We start from the raw sequence: 18,004 nt of genomic DNA on the forward strand, positions 1-18,004 counted from the left end.
CTGGGGGCGGGGGCAAATGGTGCCCCGCCCGCCCCGCGGGGGGTTTTTCGCCGGGGCCCCTCCCCCCCAACCACGGCCAGCGGCCGGCCCCCCCCCCCCCACCCCCCCCCCCCCCCCCCCCCCGGTAGGATTGGCATGGCCCGGTATCGGGCCATGCCAGTTTAATCTAAACGCTCAGCCCTGAGCGCGTTTCGCGTCAACAGACCATGGCCCCGGACCGGCAGCCGCTAGGTAGAGGAAGCCAAAGCTGTAGAGCGCGGCCAGTTCACCGCCGTTCAGCATCGGGAAAAACCCCTGCGGCATATGTGCGACGAAATAGGCCACGGCCATCAGGCCGCTGAGGACAAAGGCCGACAGTCGCGAGAACAGCCCGATCACCAACAAGACGCCGAAGATCAGCTCGATGACCCCGGCGATGCCACCTAAGGAGGCGATCGACACGCCGCTCATTTGGCTGGTCGGGAAGCCGAGAATTTTGCTCGTGCCATGTTGCAGGATCAATAGGCCCGACATGATGCGGAAAAGCGATAGTATCTGCGGCCGGAATGGGGAGAGGAAGGTCATGATTTTCCCTTTCAGGACTTTGGGTTGTGCTCACCGGGCCAGTATCAATCCCAGTCCGCGCGAACCGTCCACCCTCAAGCGCGGGCGAGGGGGGTTTGTCACGTATCTGTGATTTAGGCGCGCCCGATACCGCGGGTGACAGAGGCTAATTCCAAGCGGAGGCAAATAATCGAAAAAAAAATCGCCACAATGGACCAATTGCACTTGCGCACCCCGGACTGCCCGCGTTAAAGAGCCGCTGTCCGAAGGCGTTGCCCGAAAGACAGACATAGGCATTCCGGCGTAGCTCAGCGGTAGAGCAGTTGACTGTTAATCAATTGGTCGTAGGTTCGATCCCTACCGCCGGAGCCAATTTCCTGACAAGCATATGAGAATAAACACATTTCGTGTTTGGCTCCGATGTTGTTTTTCTGAGTTGGCAGATTTGGTTGCACACGAGGTTGCACATCAGGTTGCCTCTGCTCCATTTCACCCATCGAAGCAGGCTCTCCGAAACGCGGAGATTGCATGCCCCTTTCGAGTTACCTCTACCAGCAACGCGGACGGTACTATTCTCGTCGGCGCATCCCAGAGTTATCCACATCTCGTTCGCCCGGACATGCTCACGAACGTCATGCAGTGCCACCATACGGAGGCCCTTGCCCTTTTCGGCACCGGAAACGATGAATGCACTGGCAGAGGAGTTTACCAGGGCGACAGGAATGATTCCGAGATCGATGGAGCGTCGCGCTTATATCATGGAGGTCTATCTGCAGGCACGCCTGGCCACTCTGGACTGCCTCGATACGGACCAGATGTCCGTTCGTGAAGCGTACCAGAGCATGCTCCGCGAGATCGCGAAGCCCGTGTCCGAAGGCTTCCCAATGCAGGAGGCCGCTGATCCGGAAACCATGGCACCACCCACGAGTGTGGTCGATGCGGCGAAACAGACCGAACTTGACCATGCGATTGCTGAGCCCGCACGCGTGTGTCTGACGCCCGGCGTTCAGCTTTCTGAGAAGCCGCTTAACATCCAACGATTGACCGAGCAGTTTGATGCAGCGCGAGACTGCGATGAACCGCTACACCGTTCGCCCGCCAATGCTCTCAACGCCTTCCGCCTCGATACTGTCTTTCTGTGAGCCAACAATTTGACTGCCTAAAAATTCACAGAGGCTGATACTGTTTCCGGGAACTCGAAGGACGTATTAAATTAAATTGCAGCAGAGTTAATGCTGCTAGACTTTCAGGGGCGCCCTACGAGTGAAAGCTGACCGAACTTTTATCTGAAGTATGTCCGCCTGAGCGGGCCATTCTGAAAGTATAGATCGGCTCTGTCTTTGGAGGCGAGCATTTAAGGTATTAGGTGACCCTATTACATCTCGAGCAATTAGCTGAGGGCGACTGAAGGGCATGCGCCCTATTATTCACCCTCGAATAGACGGGACGATAGGCTGGCCCGGCCCATCGCCCTCCGGCGGCGCGCAGGCGCCATTAACGATCTGCTGGATGGTTTGCACATAGGCCGCGATATCCACCCCGCGTCTGCGGTATTTGGATCGTTTGACATACCAGTCCTGCAGGAGCGGCTTGATAAGCGAGGCCAGCAGGGGAGACGTGTCAGATCGGAACGTGCCATCCGCAACGCCGCGCGCGATAGTCTCGGCGAAAAAGCTTTCCGTCAGCTCTTCGCTGTCGGTGGCCATGCGACGCTCCGCCGGGGGAAAGTTCTTGGCCTCCATGAAGGCGAAGGTGAACCACGGCAGCATTGTCTCTGTCAGGCGCACATGGGTATCAATCAACCAATCGAGGTGGCGAGCGGGATCGGCGCGGATGTCTTGGGGTGCCGTGCTTAAGGCGGACCTGACCTGCTCTGTCACCTCAGTAAGGATCATCTTAAGTAGCGTCGTTTTTGTATCGAAATAGGCGTAGAGCCCGCCCATGGAGACCCCCGAGGCTTCGGAAAGCTCGCGCAGCGTCATCGCCTGAAACCCCTTCTGGTTTGAAAGGTCAAGCGCCGCGCTCACGATCTTGGACAACTTGCGCACGGCGAACGCCGGTTTCTTGACAGCGATTGTGTCGCGGTGGCGGCTCAGTATGCCGGCGCAGAGCGTGTCGGTCGAATAGGCAGCGGGGTCGATCATCGTGGGTCCTTAACTTCGAAGGGCGTTATGACAGAGATTGTCTTGCCAGGGTAGCCGCGATGGGCTATCCATTTTTTCGAGCGTTTGCTCGGAAAATGGGATGGAGGGGATGCGATGAGTGAAATGATATGGCCGGGCCTGTCAGGAAAGGCCGCGTTGGTCACTGGCGCATCTTCAGGGTTGGGTGCGCATTTTGCTCAGGTATTGGCGGGGCAGGGCGTTAACGTGACGCTTGCCGCGCGCCGGGCCGGGAAACTGGCGGCTCTCGCGGATCGTATTGCCATTGCGGGCGGCACTGCTGACGCCATTGATCTTGACGTGGCCGACCCCGGATCGGTCCGCACCGCGCTGAATGGTCGACTTTTCGACATCGTCATCAACAACGCAGGGACAACCACGTCGAAACCCGCGCTTGAGCACCGTGCCGGAGACATCGACGCGATCATCGACACCAATCTCAAAGGCGCCTTCCATGTTTCACAGACCGCCGCCGCGGCCATGATCGAAGCGGGGCAGGGCGGGAGTATCATCAATGTCGCTTCGATCCTCGGCAAGCGGGTGGCGAGCCATGTCTCGGCCTATGCTGCCTCGAAGGCCGGGCTGGTGCAATTGACCCGCTCACTGGCGCTGGAATGGGCGCGGCACGGCATCCGAGTGAACGCCCTGTGCCCCGGCTATATCGAAACCGACTTGAACCGCGATTTCTTTGCCACCGATGCGGGTAAGGCGCTGATCAAACGCGTGCCGCAGCGACGGTTGGGGCAGGCCGCAGACCTCGAGGGCCCGCTGTTCCTACTGGCCTCAGACCTTGGCCGGTTCATGACCGGCAGTGAGATTGTGGCCGATGGCGGCCATCTCGTTACCTCCATTTGAAGGACAGATACCATGGATTTCACCATCACTCCCGAGATCGACGATATGCGCCGCCGTATCTCTCGCTTCGTCGAAGACGAAATCCTGCCGATTGAAGCCGACCGTGCAAATTGGGACGAGCACGACAACATCGCCCGGTCCGCGCTTGAGCCGCTGCGGCAGAAGGCCAAGGCGCAGGGACTATGGGCGGTGCAGATGCCAAAATCTGCGGGTGGACAGGGGCTGCCTTTTACGGCGGTTGCGGTCTGTTATGAGGAAATGAACCGGTCGATCTTCGGACCTGTGGTTTTTAACGCGGCCGCGCCCGACGACGGCAATATGCGTGTCTTGGAACAAGTGGCGACCGAAGACCAGAAATCGCGCTGGTTGGCGCCGATCGTGGCGGGAGAGGTCAATTCTTCTTTCGTCATGACCGAACCGCACCCCGGCGGCGGTTCCGATCCGGGGATGATGCTGACGACGGCCAAGAGGAGGGGCGATGACTATGTCATCAACGGTCGTAAATGGTTCATTACTGGTGCCGCGGATGCAGAACATTTCATCATGCTGGCGCGCACTTCGGACGATCCGCGCCGTGGGCTGACGGCATTTCTTCACGCTGCCGACGAACCCGGCTTCCAGATCGAGCGCCGCATTCCGATCATGGGGCCTGAAGAGCACGGCGGTCATTGCGAGATCGTCTATGAGGACATGGTCCTGCCCGCCGACCGCGTTCTCGCAGGTGAAGGGTTGGGATTGCGGGTCACCCAGACCCGGCTTGGCCCCGCACGGCTCACTCACTGCATGCGTTGGCTCGGCCTATCCAAACGCTGCATGGAAATCGCCAAAGACTATGCGCAAAACCGGCACGGCTTCGGCGTGCGCCTTTCTGAACGCGAAAGCATCCAGATCAAGCTCGGCGATCTGGCGATGGGGATCGAGATGGGGCGTCTTCTGGTCATGAAGGCCGCGTGGGAAATCGAACAGGGACGGTTCGCGAAAAAAGAGGTTTCCATGGCGAAGATCCACGTCGCGAACCTGCTACACAAGGCAGCGGACGTGGCGATCCAGATCAATGGAGCGCGGGGCTATTCCAAAGATACGGTGCTGGAATGGATCTATCGCTACGCCCGCCAAGCGCGACTGGTCGACGGCGCAGACGAAGTCCATCAGATGGTTCTGAATCGCCATTTCACCGACGAAGATCGGGAATTTTGGAATTGGGATGTTGCCGGATAATCGCTCAAAAAAGGAGCCATCATGTTCACCGATCCACATCTTGCCCCGCGCCCGGCCAACTTCCAGCCGCTAAGCCCGCTGACCTACCTATCGCGCACCTTGGAAGTACATCCTGACCGGCCTGCTGTGGCCTGGCGCGATGATCTCTGGACCTATCGGGAGTTCGGCGATCTGGTCGCGCGCATGGCGCGTTGGTTGCAAGATCAGGGCGTGAGGCCCGGCGATGTTGTGTCAGTAATGCTGACGAACCGCCCCGAGCTATTGGCCGCGCATTTCGCAGTACCGGCGATCGGTGCGGTTCTCAATACGATCAATATCCGCATCTCGGCCGACGAGGTTGCCTATATCCTTGACCACGCAGGCACCCGTGTACTGGTTGTCGAAGCGGTGACCGATCCGGGCCAGACCAGCGAGACCCCGGTCCTGCGGCTGGCGGACGGACCCGGGCAGGCGGGTGGCGCCGATCTTTTTTCTGGGGGCGTCCCGCTGCTAGACCTAACGCTTTATCCTGGGGCCGAGACCAATGCCATCTCGCTCAATTACACCTCGGGTACCACCGGGCGCCCTAAGGGAGTCGTCTATACGCATCGCAGCGCGGCGCTGAATGCGCTTGGTAATGTGCTGTCCATGGGCTTCACGCCCGAAAGTCGACTGCTGTGGACCTTGCCGATGTTCCACTGCAACGGCTGGTGCCAGACCTGGGGGGCGGTGGCGGCGGGGGCACTGAACGTCTGCCTTGACCGGGTTGATCCTGACCTGATCTTGTCAGAGATCGTTCATCATGACGTCACCCACATGAGCTGCGCTCCGGTGGTGCTCTACATGCTTCTGGACCGCGCCCCCGCCAGTTTGCAAGTGTCGGTTAAGGTGGCCACCGGTGGCGCGGCGCCCACGCCCGCGCTTCTGGCCGGATTGGGGGCAAAAGGGTTTCAGCTAATCCACCTCTATGGACTAACGGAAAGCCACGGCCCCGCCACGCTGAACGACCCTTTGAGCCGCGCGTTCGACAGCTATGACGCGCGTGCCGCCTATCTTGCGCGGCAGGGGCAGCGTCATGTGTTGGCCGGCCCCGCGCGGGTCGTTGGTAAGGATGGCGCAGATGTGCCCGCCGACGGCGCAACGATGGGTGAGATCGTGCTGGCCGGCAACACCGTCATGGCGGGCTACTACCGCAATCCGGAGGCAACAGAGGAGGCCTTTGCGGGCGGCATGTTCCACACCGGCGATTTGGCCGTGATGCATTCCGATGGTCAGATTGAGATCCGGGACCGTGCCAAGGACGTCATCATTACAGGGGGCGAGAATGTCTCCTCGCTCGAGATCGAAAACGCCCTTCACCGCCATCCGGACGTTCTGCTTGCCGCGGTCGTTGCCGCACCAGACGAGAAATGGGGAGAAACCCCCTGCGCATTCATCGAGCCCCGCGCCGGGGCCTCCATCACTTCGGACGACCTCGACGCTTTTTGCCGCGATAATCTGAGCGGGTTCAAGCGACCCCGGACGTTCTTCTTCGGCGAACTCCCGAAAACGGCGACCGGCAAGATCCAGAAATTTATCCTGCGCGAGCGCGCAAAGGAGGCGTCATGAGCGACATCGATACCCAAGCCCTGACCCGCTGGCTAGGCGACCGCCTGCCCGGCGAGGCGGGTCTGAGCCTTGAACGGATCGGCGGTGGCCAGTCCAACCCCACATGGTTCGTCGACTTCGGCTCGGCTCGACTGGTGCTGCGCAAGAAACCGGGCGGACCAATCCTGAAAGGTGCCCATGCCATTGAGCGGGAATTTCGCGTGCTGACCGCGCTCGCCGGGACCGACATTCCTGTGCCCACCGTGCGCTGGTTGGAGGAGGACGATTCAATCCTGGGCACACCATTCTATGTGATGGACCGGCTTGAAGGGCGCGTCTTCGACACAGCTTCGATTGAGGGCGTCAGTTCTGAGGATCGCCGCGAGATGTATCTCGACTACGCGCGCACATTGGCGCGACTGCACGCAGTCTCTCCCGATGCAGTGGGCCTCGGCGACTTCGGCAAGCCCGGCAATTACTTTCAACGGCAGATCGACCGGTGGTCCCGGCAATATGCAGAATCTGACGGCCCCCGTATCCCCGCGTTGGACCGCCTGACCGAATGGTTGCCCGCCAACCTGCCTGACGAGGACGGAGCCGTTTCAATTGCCCATGGCGACTTCCGCATTGGCAACTTAATGTACCATCCGACCGAACCCAAGGTCATCGCAGTGCTCGACTGGGAATTGGCAACGCTCGGTCATCCGCTGGCCGACCTCGGCTATTCGGTCATGCCGTGGCGCACGACCCCTGAAGAATATGGGGGTATTCTTGGCACAGATTGGGCTGATGCCGGTATCCCGACGGAGGCGGAGTTCATTGCCGAATACATGGCCCTTGCGCAGCCGACTGCTGAACTGCGGCCGTTCCATGTGGCTTTCGCGCTCTTCCGGTTTGCAGTGATTTTCGTTGGCATCGCCGATCGCGCTCGAGCCGGAAGCGCAAATTCGGATGAAGCGGCGAGCCTCGCACCGCTGGCGGAGCGGTTCGCGAACAGGGCGCTTGAGGCGGCGGGGTTGGACTGACCGGAGACGCTGATGCTGCCATCCGGGATGCAAAGCGTACCTTTTTCGATTGTTGCTCGGAACGTATCGCCCAATGATGATACCATCACTACCTTCGATGCGTTCAAGGTAATCTTGACTGATCAGGCGGCTAAACTTTTGAGGACGACGAGCTATGCAGCGTCGGCGTCATCGGCATCTTTAAGGTTCTCGGCGCGCACCTAGCATAGGATCTAGGAAACTACTCGATCACTGACGCTAAAGAAGAATTCGACATGCTGTATCTCGGAGTGATCGATAAGAGGTCAGGGGGCGCAGATGCAGATCTCTTGCAGTGGTGCGCTGAGCAGAGCTCTGTGCGCTGCATGGTATTTGGAACGCCAGGACGGACCAACTCCGAGTCGGGGTGGGTCATGGCGCTTTCAGACGCGGCATACGATCTCCTGTTTGAGACGCCTAACGAGCGCTTCTCGGACTTTGTTTACCCATCTGAGCTGTAGGGCCATTCCGTGTTGTTCAATTAAGATGTTTGCCGATGCACAGACCGTGTGCGCTGCACTGCGGAAACTTTGATCATGCTGGTTCCGTTACTTCTCCAGCAACGATGATGTCGCAATCACGCGACAGTCGTATGATCAAAGGACCCCAGTATGAAACTGATTATGACAACCGCCGCCGCCGCCCTGATTTCCACTGCCGCTCTGGCTGACACATCGACATATCGCAGCGACCTCTTCCTCGACACTTCGATTGGCGCAGAGACAACCTTTGGCGATGAGACACGCATGCTGGCGCCGCTCGAGTCGACCAAAGCAAATGACATCACCTTCAGCACGGCCGATGACAGCTTCGACGCCGACACAGTCATGAGCACCCGCTCCATAGAGCGCAGCCCCGGTGAAGGCTACATCTACGGTGGCTACGGCCCCGGCAACGACAGCCGTTAAGATCGCTACATTCAAATCCGAGTTTTGCTCATCGAGACTTTGGATGAGGGCTTCGCTTGGGATACACTGCTTCGTGAGACGACAGACCGACTGAAAAAGCGTCTGTCCGCCTCCCCGGAGGTCCACGTGTGAGCGAGATAACCAAGAGGAAGTTGGATCACAGGGTCGCCTTCGGGCGGCCCTACTTTATAGCGTCGCCGCTGCTTCAATGATTTCCGCGTCTGTTGCTGCTCTCGGCGGTGCCATTGGTAACCTCATTGAGATTCTGTAACGTATTATCATCTCATAATATTATTATAGGTTGCGCGAATACCACAGCCCGGTGAAACGGGGGCCGGTCCAGTCCGCCCAGCAGAGCTCGGAGCTCGTTGCAGCTATTGGCGGCTCTAAGCCCAAACTTACTGAGCTACAAACCTCAAGCGGTCCATTTCCTTGGCGATCAGAAACGCGCATACGTCAACTGAGTCGAGGGCGGTATCCACAAACAAGCGGTCGCACTGCCACGGCTCAAAGGTTCGTTTGGAAACCTCGTGCCAGTTGGGAACGACAAGCCCCTTGATGTCGCTGACACGCGTCTCGACTCGTTTTCGATGAAGCGCTTTATCAGAACAGATGACTTCGACGTTCAACAAATGAGCCGCGCCGTTAGAAGCAGTCTTCGTCCATAGTTCTCGTGAAACTCCGACAGGATTGACTGTGTCGGCAATAACGTCGAAGCCAAGCAAAAGGTTGTCTTCCGCGATAGCTGCGAGCGCCAAGTAGCCTGCGTCCTCTGCGGGATGAATACATAGGATGCTGCGTTTCAAAGCAGTTTCAACGGAATCCACACGAAGATGGATAGCCGGAGTAAGCGCCACCAGTTTCCTTGCCAAGGTCGTTTTGCCGACACCGGGAAGTCCGGAAAGAGAAACTAAAATATTCATTCCGCGAACCTATCATGGAGGCGGCGCAACCCGCCAGTCGAACGGCAGCAAAGTCCGCTGTGCGAACCTTTATCTGTCGTGCGGCAAACGTTGGCAGTGAGCCCATTCTAACGAGCGAACTGCTCAAGCATAACGCAGCCGCAGAGAAATCGGCCGAGAAAGACTGGCCTTGCGCAGATATATATGGCCCGCCCAGAGAAAATGCGGATTGCTTTTGACCTCAACACCCTCCGCCGAAAGTTCGCATGGGTGTTTGGCGCGCCCCAATTCGAGAAACTCAGTTCACACAGCACAATCGTCACGAACGGAACCGCCTGGGATCGCACGACGAAGGTTGGTTTGCCCGCCCCCCACTCACGGGGGCGGGCAGTATTTCGTTAGATTACGCGCCCGGCATCGCCATTTTGCGGCTAACCTGACCGGATGGCGCGTGCAACTCGTCGGCGACGAAATCGAACCCGTAGCGCTCATAGAAGGGCCGCCCGATTTTGTTGTCGCGGAAGACCTCTACGGACAGTGGGCCCTTGAGTGAGACCGCGTGGTCCACCAACGCCCGGCCATGGCCTTGCCCATGCAACGCCGGATCGAGAAACAGGCCGCCGATCTCATTGCCGATAAGTGCAATGAAGCCGGCAACGTTCCCACCCTTTTCCAGAACATAGGTTTCGGCGTTGGGCAGGTAGACGTCCCGCATCGCCTGATGCACCTCGGCGACGAAGTCTTTGGAAAGAAACGGATGGGCCAAGGCGTTCGCCCGCTGCCAGATGTCGATTACCGCCTCAACGTCCTCGGCGAGGTAGGGGCGGATGGTTTCAGTTGTATCATTCATTGTCTTTGATCCTTTTAGCGTTGGTTAAGTTGCGCGCGCACAGAGGTGATCCCCAGCCGCGTCACGCGGTAGGGGCGTCCGTTTTGCGAGCGGATGAATCGGCGTCGTCTCAGCCGTTGAAACAGGTCGAGCGGGCAGTCCGTCAGGGCGTGTCCCTCGCGTGTGAAACAGGTGATTTCGCGGATCTTGCCCTTGTCGCACCGTTCGTAGTGGATAGCTCCACCAAGGGCGAGTTCGTGCAAAACACGCTGTTCGTGCTTTGATATATTCAATGGATTGTCTCGATTTCATGAGAGCACAGAAACAGGATCACTCAGCAAAGCGCGTGAGTGTTCTTGATGTGTCAGTTGCTCCTGAAGCCTACCGGCTTGGAAAGGTCAGGAACGGGCGCGGGCCCGGGGCTCTTGCATAAAATCTCCATTGCATGAGGCCATTCGCTTCATGCTGATTGCGCGTTAGGGGAGCAGTGGCCGAAGAGCAAGTGAGGTTTTTTGCAAGAACCTCAGTGTTTCGTCTGCGCCACAGTTGGACCTGTCGCGGTTGGGCATTGCTGGGTCGGCGCAGGGCGCTGCCTGCGTTGACATTCTCCGCCCTGTTCAGGTTGGACCGCCAACAGCCAAAGAAGGAGCTTTATGCGCAGAGGTTGAGAAACAACAATCTGACCCATGTCATTCGGAGTTATTTCGGATGACCTTTTCTGTTGCGTATTTGCGCCCCGTTTGGAACGCTCGATACACATTCTCATATCCGAATGCTCTGCACTTGCTCCGGTTGAACTTGCGCCGACGATCCCCCCTGTGATCCCCTGAGTTGTGGCTCGAAGCTGGACGATGCCTAGGCCGGGGAGGGAAATGATCAACGTGGGAAGTTCTTTTAACAAGCGTGGCGGTCCGCTGGCCGGCTTCCGCATTCTCGATCTGTCTTCTGTTATCATGGGACCGTATTCAACCCAGATCCTTGCCGATTATGGCGCAGAGATCCTTGCTGTCGAACCGGTAGGAGGAGCCGAGAACCGTGGCATGGGTCCAAGTTTGGCCGAGGGCTTATCTGACGTCGTCTTGAACTTGCTTCGGAACAAGAAGAGCATCTGCCTGAACCTTAAAGACGCTGAGGCGCGTGAAGCGGTTCTTGCAATTGCAGCCACTTGCGATGCTGTCGTGACCAATCTGAGAACTGCGCCGCTTTCGCGTCTTGGCCTGACTTTTGAAGACCTCTCCGCGGTGCGACCGGATATTGTATTCTGTCAGGCTCAAGGATTTCGCAACGGTACAGAGCGTCAGGCGGATCCAGCGTATGACGACATAATTCAATCAGAAACGGGATTGGCGTTTGCCGCCCAACAGATTGACGGAATTCCACGGCTGGCACCCACGATCATGGCCGACAAAGTTTGTGGTACGGTTATCGCGGGTGCAGTAACAGCCGCGTTGCTGCACCGTGAACGTACCGGTGAAGGACAGTTCATCGAAGTCCCGATGTTTGAAGTGATGGCATCCTTTGTTTTGGTAGAGCATAGCGCGGGGTTGAATGCGGATCAGGGAGGCGCGGGATACCAGCGCCTACTCAGCCCGCACCGAGGCCCGCAAAAGACGGCGAACGGCTGGATCAATATCATGCCTTATTCGCGCGACGCCTATAACCATCTTTTTAAGGCGGGCGGTCGACCGGATCTCGTTGATGATCCGAGGACCGCTGCCGGGAAGCTTTCGGTAAATGCGCCATCGCTTTACGCTGACCTGATTCCATGTATAGCGACCAAATCCACTGAGGAATGGGCGGCATTCTGCACGGCTAATTCCATCCCGTTTGGCCGCATTGCATCGATTGAGGAAGTCGCAGCATCCTTCCCAATGAGGGAGCATCCGGTCGTCGGACGTTATAAAGAAATCCCTGCGCCGGTGCGGTTCAGCGGGACGAATGACACGCACACGCCGACCCCGGAAGCGGGTGTGCATACGCGTGAAGTCTTGTTGGAATGTGGGCTAGCCGCCAGCCAGATCGAGGCACTTTTTCGCCGGGATGCGGCATTTGATGCAACGCGCGCGGACCAGTCCGAAATGATACCGGAGTAGAATGGATATGAAGTATGTAAGTGTTTCTCAGAAAGGCCCTGTGTCGGTGGTTGTCTTTCAAAGCGGTCCAAAAAACTACTTTGGTCTGGATCTGATCGTCGAGCTTGCCGAAGCTTTCGAGCGTATTGACCAGCAGCCGGAGCAGCGCGCGATTGTGCTTGCTTCCGAAGGCAAGGTGTTCTGCGCGGGTGCCGATTTCGCCGGTCAGGACGCGGGCGGGGGTGATCCCGGTGCATTGTACCGTGAGGCTTTGCGGCTGTTCAAATGCCGCAAGCCGGTGGTCGCGGCCATACAGGGTGCCGCGATCGGCGGCGGTCTGGGGCTTTCGCTGGTGGCGGATTTTCGCGTCGGCGCGGCGGAGGCACGGTTCGCGGCGAATTTTGTCCATATCGGCATCCATCCGGGGTTTGGCCTGACCTATACGCTGCCGCGCGTGATCGGACAGCGCGCCGCATCGCGGATGTTCCTTGCCGGAACGCGTATCAATGGGGAAGAAGCGGCAAAGATTGGACTACTGGACGAATTGGTGCCCTTGGAAGACGTGCGCGCCGCAGCCGTCAGATTTGCGGGTGCCCTGGCGAATGGAGCGCCGCTGGCCGTGCAATCCACCCGCGAGACACTGCGTGCCGGTATGGTCGAGGCAATCGAAAAGCAAACCGAACGCGAGCAGACGGAGCAGGTGAAGCTGTTCAAGACCAACGACTTTGCCGAAGGGGTTGCCGCCGTGAATGAACGCAGAGCCGGCAACTGGACGGCGACATGAGCAGCGACGAAATTCTCTATACTGTATCGGAGGGTGTCGCGACCGTGACATTGAACCGGCTAGAACAGTTGAATGCCTGGACACCCAACATGGAGGAACTGCTGCGCGCCCTGATGAAGCGGGCTGCCGATGACAGCGCCGTTCATGCCGTCGTTTTGACAGGTGCCGGGCGCGGGTTTTGTGCCGGTGCGGACCTCAAGGCGGCGGGGAGTGGGCCAGCAGGCCCGCAACCCGAAGTGGACGGCGATTTCAACCAGCGCTACAGCTATCTGATGGGGATGCCCAAGCCGTTGATTGCCGCGATCAACGGGCCGGCTGCGGGTGTCGGTCTCTGTCTCGCTTTGTATTGCGATCTGCGGTTCGTCGCGGAGGGGGCCAAGCTGACGACAGCCTTTGCGCGGCGCGGCCTGATCGCAGAGCATGGGTCAGCGTGGCTGCTGCCGCGAATTGTCGGCCCTCAATATGCGACCAATCTGCTTATGACGGGTCGCACATTCCTGGCGGATGAGGCTGACCGGATGGGCCTTGCCAGCATGTTGCCTGCCGAGGGATTCATTGACGCCGTTCAAACCTTTGCGCGCGATCTGGTCAGACAATCGTCCCCGAGGTCGCTGCGGGTCATCAAAAAGCAGATCAACCTGGCCTATGGCCAGTCGCTTCAAGACGCTGTTCGGATGTCCAACGACGAGCAATGGCAGAGCCTGCAAAGTGACGATTTCCGCGAGGGCGTCGCGGCATTCCGCGAACGCCGCGCCCCAGATTTCAAAGGTACCTGATGACCCAGTATTCAAAGTATTTTTCGCCTGAACTTCTTGCCGGCAAGACCGTCCTCATCACAGGGGGCGGGACCGGTCTGGGGCTGGCAATGGGCATGAAGTTCATGACACTCGGTGCGAACATTGTCATTTGTGGACGTCGCAACGAGGTTCTGGAAACCGCCGCCAGCCAGTTGCGCGATGCTGGCTCCGGTTTTGTCGAAACCTACCAATGCGACATCCGTTCTTCGGAGGAAGTCGAGGCGATGATGGAGAGTATCTCGGACAAGACCCCGATCGACATTCTCGTCAATAACGCTGCGGCCAATTTCATTGCACAAAGCGCTGCATTATCCGCGCGGGCAGCGGATGCGATCCTTGCCGTAACCCTGCATGGCACCATGTATGTCACCCTTGCCGCCGGGCGGCACTGGATTGAAAGCGGTCGCACGGGCGTTGTTCTGAGCATCCTGTCGACCTCTACCATCACGGGACGGGCTTTCACCGTGCCTTCGGCAATGGCGAAAACGGCGCTGTTGGCGATGACCAAAAGCCTTGCCGTTGAGTGGGGCAGCAAGGGCATCCGTCTGGTGGCCCTTGCGCCGGGGAACTTTCCGACCAAAGGCGCGCAGGCGCAGCTAAACCCGTCGGATCGCAAATCCAAGAATGCAAACGAGGAAACGGCGATACCGCTTGGGCGGGTAGGGGACCCGGATGAACTGTCCGACTGTGCTGCGTTTCTGGTGTCAGACGCCGCGCGTTACATGACCGGTGAGATGGTCGTGCTGGACGGTGGGCTGCATTTCACCGGCTCCGGTGCCGAAGACCTTTTGACATGGTCGGACAAGGATTGGGCAGCCCTTCGGGAACAGCGGAAATAGTTGCTTCAGCGCGGCGGTGCCTTTAGCGGTTTTGTTCTTGTACGGGGGGCGTTTCCTTGGCGGCGGCTTCGATGTCTCGAACGGCGCTTAACAGAAGTCGCAGGTAATTTTCCAGATTCTCCTCAAGATGTACGGTTTGTCCGCCAATGCCCAAAGTCAGGGTGCGGTTAAAGAATTTGTTGTTCAGCAGAATGGTGATGATGCCTTGATCGCTGTGGAACAGATTTCGGCTGAACATATAGCCTTGGCGTCTGATGACCTTAAGGCTTGCTTCGGTTTCTTCGAAATCCAAATGCAAGGCGCGGTCGCCGGAGGCGATGTTCAGGCGCCGGATTGTATAGTCCAATTCATCCGGGTTCAGAGTGCTGAGAAGCAGCAGCCCGATGCCAGAGCTTGCCAAAGGCCGCAGCGTTCCGGGCAAAAGCTCCCAATAGGGTGTTTCCTTGCCGACGATGACGTGGACGTATTGCGCTGAAAGGTCGCTTCGCGTTCCCATCATGACCGTCTGGCCCGTGCTGTCGGCGAGGCTTTGCATTACGGGAATGATGTTCGTGCGCGCGAAAAGCCGATCCGGCACCCATGAGCTTAGCATCGCGATGCGCGTCGTCGGCAGATAGGTGCGCGAGTTGCGGTCGAACTCCAAGTATCCGCATTGCACAAGGGTCTTGAGCAGGGCGATGCCACTGGACGGCGGCAGGTCCAGCTCGAGGGTGATTTCATTGAGGCTGAGAGGCTTGCGAAACTTGTCGAACGTCTCAAATACCTGCATGGCGCGCATGGCGGATCGATTAATTCGCATCGTTACGCTCCCCCAAACACGACGAGGTTTCCTGATGAAACCTCGATCCAGCAAACAGAACATACGCTGCAAGGTCAAGATAGCGACCGGGCGCACAGTTTCTCTATTGCGAATAAGGCTGCGCCTCTGCCGCTTCGCTTGAAACACTACTGCGACGATGGTCTCCTGCTCCAGCGGAATTCCTCTGCTGGAGTGCGAAGTGGACGACACGGAAAACATGTTTGCCGCAGCGGCCGAACGCATCTTTACCGATATGGCCGATCTTCAAACCGCTGCAGACGCGCCTTATGGCGCATGGCGCGCGGCGTTATGGCAGACGCTATTGGAGAATGGGCTGACGTTGGCGATGGTGCCTGAGGAACTGGGCGGCGTAGGTATGGCTGCGGATCAGGCTTTCGAGTTGTTGCAGGTCGCCGGGCGTTGGGCCGTACCGACAACACTCGCGGACACGATGATTGCAAATTGGGCGCTGGCTCTCACGGGTTGTGATCCGAATGGTGAGGGACAAATTGCGATTGTCGATCCTTTGCGCAGCACGATCCAGATCGACGATGGTGGCCTGATCACTGGCTGGGCCGTGGGCGTTGCCGACGCATCCACCGCTACACAGATCATTGCCATTGCAGAGCATGAAGGCAGCCCACAGCTGATCTTGATCGACCCCGAAACCTGCAAGATTGAAAGCGGCAAATCTCTATCGTTCGAAAATGCAGATCGTGTGACCGTCACAGGGGCTGCCCCTTTGCGGGTCGAGCCGCTTGGCGATGCCGTCAATATACTTGAGATGGCAGCCGTTGGGCGCGCCCACCAAATTGCTGGCGCACTGGAAGCCATGCTGGACATGTCGGTCGACTATGCCAAGCAACGGGTCGCCTTTGGCCGCCCGATCTCAAAATTCCAAGCGATCCAACATCATCTTGCCTTACTGGGAGAAGAGACTGCTGCTGCGGTATCCGCTGCCTGCTCGGCGGCGGACGCATTGGCCATGGAAACTAAGGGGCCAGAATTGCTGCTGGAAGTCGCCAGCGCGAAAATCAGGTGCGGTGAAGCGGCGGAACGCGGTTGTGCCATTGCCCATCAAGTCTTTGGTGCAATCGGTTATACCGCTGAGCACCCTTTGCACCGGCTGACATTGGGCGCGCTCGCGTGGCGGGATGATTTTGGCAATGAAAGCCATTGGGCGCTGAAGCTGGGCGATCAGATAATGCAACAACCGGCAGACGCCCTCTGGCCGCTGCTGTCCAGTCGCTGAGGAAAATCAGATGAACGTATCCCTTCGATTTGACCCGATCAGATTGCCCGCAAGCGCACAGGAGCTGCGACAGGAAGTGCGCAATTTCCTTGCTCACCAGATCAAGCGCGGTGTGTTCAGCAGCAGTGACAACATCGCATCCGACAACGAGGCATTCGCCCATGCGGTGTCCCAGAAAGGTTGGATCGGAATGGCATGGCCGCGAGAGTATGGCGGGCAGGAGCGGTCGTTCCTTGAGCGGTATGTCGTGAACGAGGAAATGCTTATCGCAGGAGCGCCCACGGGCCGCTACTTTGTCGCGGATCGCCAAAGTGGGCCCACGCTGATACGCTATGCCTCTGAAAATATTAAACGATCAATACTGCCTCGGATCATCGCCGGCGACGCGAGTTTTTGTATCGGGATGAGCGAGCCAAACTCCGGCTCCGACCTGTTTGCGGCACGTGCCAGCGCAAAACGGGTCGAAGGGGGATGGCGGCTTAACGGCGGGAAAATCTGGGTCTCGAATGCCAATATATCCGATTTCATGATCGGGCTTTTCCGCACCTCAAAGCCGACCGAAGAAAACCGGAGGCACGGGTTAACCAACTTTCTCGTCGATATGAAGCTTGACGGTATTACGACAAACCCGATCCGTCAGATGTCGGGCAATGCTGATTTCTGCGAAGTCAATTTCAACGACGTTTTCGTTCCCGAAGACCACCTAATTGGGGAGGTCGACGGCGCGTGGAAACAGGCGACTTCCGAATTGGCGTTCGAGCGTTCAGGGCCCGAGAGGTTTCTTGAGACGTTCGGCGCTCTACAGGCTTTTATTAAGCTGGCACAAGGGGCCGATGATTTGCGGTTGCGCGAAGGGGTTGGGCGATTGGTGGCACAGCTTTATGGATTGCGGCGCATGTCGGTATCGGTTGCGGGCATGTTGCAAGACGGACGCGAACCCGTGACGGAAGCCTCTATCGTCAAGGACATGGGGACAGTTTGGGAACAGGCACTGCCAGCCGAACTACGGCGTCTGAGCGGATTGATGGCCCATGAGGTTTATGATGTTGCGGCCTTTCGAGAGTGCCTGGATTATTACCTGCGCATCGCGCCTAAACTGACAATCCAAGGCGGAAGCACCGAAATCCTGCGCGGTATCGTGGCGCGCGGTCTGGGACTTCGGTGAGTCAAGCTATTCGTTTGTCAGGAACTGCTCCCGATATTTTGCGCATATGCGAATAGAGCGTCCAGACCGTCGACAGCGTTGTTTGGAAAGTACTGGCGAGTTAGCCTTTAGGTATACGCAGCGGCCATCGCAGTCGTCTCGGGAGGATGTAGGACTTGCGATGATGCCACTGGAGAGCTGCGTAGCATAAGCCGACGCCTAATGGCCTTAATAATGATGAACTGTGCATTTTGCGGCAGCCGATAGGGGTTTGCCCGCAGGCCATCATCC

At 58.2% G+C, this 18,004-nt stretch carries 18 protein-coding genes and 1 tRNA gene; 13 read left to right on the top strand and 6 right to left on the bottom strand.

Annotated features, from left to right (window positions below; all coding sequences use genetic code 11):
* Positions 1–174: 174 nt before the first annotated feature.
* Complete coding sequence (locus O4H31_RS06160; RefSeq protein WP_269343800.1) at positions 175–564, bottom strand: DoxX family protein; 390 nt, start codon at positions 562–564, stop codon at positions 175–177.
* A 276-nt stretch (positions 565–840) separates the two neighbouring features.
* Here O4H31_RS06160 and O4H31_RS06165 point away from each other — a divergent pair.
* Positions 841–915, top strand: a tRNA-Asn gene (locus O4H31_RS06165).
* Positions 916–1,265: 350 nt separating this feature from the next.
* Entirely contained in the window at positions 1,266–1,685 is a 420-nt protein-coding gene (locus tag O4H31_RS06170) for a hypothetical protein (RefSeq protein WP_269343802.1), read from the top strand.
* A 285-nt stretch (positions 1,686–1,970) separates the two neighbouring features.
* On the opposite strand, the gene O4H31_RS06175 is transcribed toward O4H31_RS06170, so the two are convergent.
* Positions 1,971–2,687, bottom strand: a complete 717-nt coding sequence (locus O4H31_RS06175) for a TetR/AcrR family transcriptional regulator (RefSeq protein WP_269343803.1) — start codon at positions 2,685–2,687, stop codon at positions 1,971–1,973.
* Between the two features lie 114 nt (positions 2,688–2,801).
* Here O4H31_RS06175 and O4H31_RS06180 point away from each other — a divergent pair, with 114 nt between their 5' ends.
* The 5 genes from O4H31_RS06180 (at position 2,802) to O4H31_RS06200 (ending at position 8,295) form a co-directional block, all read left to right on the top strand.
* Entirely contained in the window at positions 2,802–3,560 is a 759-nt protein-coding gene (locus O4H31_RS06180; protein ID WP_269343805.1) for an SDR family NAD(P)-dependent oxidoreductase, read from the top strand.
* Between the two features lie 12 nt (positions 3,561–3,572).
* On the top strand, positions 3,573–4,778 hold the full coding sequence (locus O4H31_RS06185) for an acyl-CoA dehydrogenase family protein (RefSeq protein WP_269343807.1): 1,206 nt from the start codon (positions 3,573–3,575) through the stop codon (positions 4,776–4,778).
* A gap of 21 nt (positions 4,779–4,799) precedes the next feature.
* Positions 4,800–6,365, top strand: a complete 1,566-nt coding sequence (locus tag O4H31_RS06190) for an AMP-binding protein (RefSeq protein WP_269343809.1) — start codon at positions 4,800–4,802, stop codon at positions 6,363–6,365.
* The gene (locus O4H31_RS06195; RefSeq protein WP_269343811.1) at positions 6,362–7,369 is read left to right on the top strand and encodes a phosphotransferase family protein; all 1,008 of its coding nucleotides are present in this window, start codon (positions 6,362–6,364) and stop codon (positions 7,367–7,369) included. The genes O4H31_RS06190 and O4H31_RS06195 overlap by 4 nt, the downstream gene beginning before the upstream one ends.
* Positions 7,370–7,998: 629 nt before the next feature.
* Positions 7,999–8,295, top strand: coding sequence for a hypothetical protein (locus O4H31_RS06200; protein ID WP_269343813.1), 297 nt, complete (start codon positions 7,999–8,001; stop codon positions 8,293–8,295).
* A 398-nt stretch (positions 8,296–8,693) separates the two neighbouring features.
* Here the strand turns inward: O4H31_RS06200 and O4H31_RS06205 are convergent, their stop codons facing one another.
* The 3 genes from O4H31_RS06205 to O4H31_RS06215 form a co-directional block, all read right to left on the bottom strand.
* Entirely contained in the window at positions 8,694–9,218 is a 525-nt protein-coding gene (locus O4H31_RS06205; RefSeq protein WP_269343815.1) for an AAA family ATPase, read from the bottom strand.
* Positions 9,219–9,600: 382 nt separating this feature from the next.
* A complete protein-coding gene (locus O4H31_RS06210) occupies positions 9,601–10,047 on the bottom strand; it encodes a GNAT family N-acetyltransferase (RefSeq protein ID WP_269343816.1) in 447 nt (148 codons plus the stop codon).
* A gap of 14 nt (positions 10,048–10,061) precedes the next feature.
* Entirely contained in the window at positions 10,062–10,319 is a 258-nt protein-coding gene (locus tag O4H31_RS06215; protein WP_269343818.1) for a YjhX family toxin, read from the bottom strand.
* Between the two features lie 579 nt (positions 10,320–10,898).
* On the opposite strand from O4H31_RS06215, the gene O4H31_RS06220 reads away from it, so the two are divergent.
* From O4H31_RS06220 to O4H31_RS06235, 4 genes are read left to right on the top strand one after another with little or no spacing between them, the layout of a single operon-like run.
* Positions 10,899–12,119: a CaiB/BaiF CoA transferase family protein gene (locus O4H31_RS06220; RefSeq protein WP_269343821.1), complete on the top strand. Its 1,221-nt coding sequence runs from the start codon at positions 10,899–10,901 to the stop codon at positions 12,117–12,119.
* 7 nt (positions 12,120–12,126) lie between these two features.
* On the top strand, positions 12,127–12,882 hold the full coding sequence (locus tag O4H31_RS06225; RefSeq protein WP_269343823.1) for an enoyl-CoA hydratase/isomerase family protein: 756 nt from the start codon (positions 12,127–12,129) through the stop codon (positions 12,880–12,882).
* Positions 12,879–13,658, top strand: coding sequence for an enoyl-CoA hydratase-related protein (locus O4H31_RS06230; protein ID WP_269343826.1), 780 nt, complete (start codon positions 12,879–12,881; stop codon positions 13,656–13,658). Before O4H31_RS06225 ends, O4H31_RS06230 begins: the two co-directional genes overlap by 4 nt.
* Positions 13,658–14,518 (top strand): SDR family oxidoreductase, encoded by an 861-nt coding sequence (locus tag O4H31_RS06235; protein WP_269343828.1) that lies wholly within the window; start codon positions 13,658–13,660, stop codon positions 14,516–14,518. The genes O4H31_RS06230 and O4H31_RS06235 overlap by 1 nt, the downstream gene beginning before the upstream one ends.
* 22 nt (positions 14,519–14,540) lie before the next feature.
* Here the strand turns inward: O4H31_RS06235 and O4H31_RS06240 are convergent, their stop codons facing one another.
* Positions 14,541–15,317, bottom strand: a complete 777-nt coding sequence (locus tag O4H31_RS06240) for an IclR family transcriptional regulator (RefSeq protein ID WP_269343830.1) — start codon at positions 15,315–15,317, stop codon at positions 14,541–14,543.
* 199 nt (positions 15,318–15,516) lie between these two features.
* Between O4H31_RS06240 and O4H31_RS06245 the strand changes: the two genes are divergently transcribed.
* Positions 15,517–16,569 carry an acyl-CoA dehydrogenase gene (locus tag O4H31_RS06245; protein WP_269343833.1) on the top strand — a complete coding sequence of 351 codons (1,053 nt, stop codon included), beginning with the start codon at positions 15,517–15,519 and terminating at the stop codon, positions 16,567–16,569.
* Between the two features lie 10 nt (positions 16,570–16,579).
* A complete protein-coding gene (locus O4H31_RS06250; RefSeq protein ID WP_269343835.1) occupies positions 16,580–17,734 on the top strand; it encodes an acyl-CoA dehydrogenase family protein in 1,155 nt (384 codons plus the stop codon).
* Positions 17,735–18,004 lie beyond the last annotated feature (270 nt).

It is taken from the genome of Sulfitobacter dubius (assembly GCF_027214245.1).
Lineage (GTDB): Bacteria > Pseudomonadota > Alphaproteobacteria > Rhodobacterales > Rhodobacteraceae > Sulfitobacter > Sulfitobacter dubius_A.

Excerpts from the sequence above, each read along its gene's own strand:
- O4H31_RS06160 (WP_269343800.1), bottom strand. The coding sequence starts at position 564 with ATGACCTTCCTCTCCCCATTCCGGCCGCAGATACTATCGCTTTTCCGC.
- O4H31_RS06170 (WP_269343802.1), top strand. The coding sequence starts at position 1,266 with ATGATTCCGAGATCGATGGAGCGTCGCGCTTATATCATGGAGGTCTAT.
- O4H31_RS06175 (WP_269343803.1), bottom strand. The coding sequence starts at position 2,687 with ATGATCGACCCCGCTGCCTATTCGACCGACACGCTCTGCGCCGGCATA.
- O4H31_RS06180 (WP_269343805.1), top strand. The coding sequence starts at position 2,802 with ATGAGTGAAATGATATGGCCGGGCCTGTCAGGAAAGGCCGCGTTGGTC.
- O4H31_RS06185 (WP_269343807.1), top strand. The coding sequence starts at position 3,573 with ATGGATTTCACCATCACTCCCGAGATCGACGATATGCGCCGCCGTATC.
- O4H31_RS06190 (WP_269343809.1), top strand. The coding sequence starts at position 4,800 with ATGTTCACCGATCCACATCTTGCCCCGCGCCCGGCCAACTTCCAGCCG.
- O4H31_RS06195 (WP_269343811.1), top strand. The coding sequence starts at position 6,362 with ATGAGCGACATCGATACCCAAGCCCTGACCCGCTGGCTAGGCGACCGC.
- O4H31_RS06200 (WP_269343813.1), top strand. The coding sequence starts at position 7,999 with ATGAAACTGATTATGACAACCGCCGCCGCCGCCCTGATTTCCACTGCC.
- O4H31_RS06205 (WP_269343815.1), bottom strand. The coding sequence starts at position 9,218 with ATGAATATTTTAGTTTCTCTTTCCGGACTTCCCGGTGTCGGCAAAACG.
- O4H31_RS06210 (WP_269343816.1), bottom strand. The coding sequence starts at position 10,047 with ATGAATGATACAACTGAAACCATCCGCCCCTACCTCGCCGAGGACGTT.
- O4H31_RS06220 (WP_269343821.1), top strand. The coding sequence starts at position 10,899 with ATGATCAACGTGGGAAGTTCTTTTAACAAGCGTGGCGGTCCGCTGGCC.
- O4H31_RS06225 (WP_269343823.1), top strand. The coding sequence starts at position 12,127 with ATGAAGTATGTAAGTGTTTCTCAGAAAGGCCCTGTGTCGGTGGTTGTC.
- O4H31_RS06230 (WP_269343826.1), top strand. The coding sequence starts at position 12,879 with ATGAGCAGCGACGAAATTCTCTATACTGTATCGGAGGGTGTCGCGACC.
- O4H31_RS06235 (WP_269343828.1), top strand. The coding sequence starts at position 13,658 with ATGACCCAGTATTCAAAGTATTTTTCGCCTGAACTTCTTGCCGGCAAG.
- O4H31_RS06240 (WP_269343830.1), bottom strand. The coding sequence starts at position 15,317 with ATGCGAATTAATCGATCCGCCATGCGCGCCATGCAGGTATTTGAGACG.
- O4H31_RS06250 (WP_269343835.1), top strand. The coding sequence starts at position 16,580 with ATGAACGTATCCCTTCGATTTGACCCGATCAGATTGCCCGCAAGCGCA.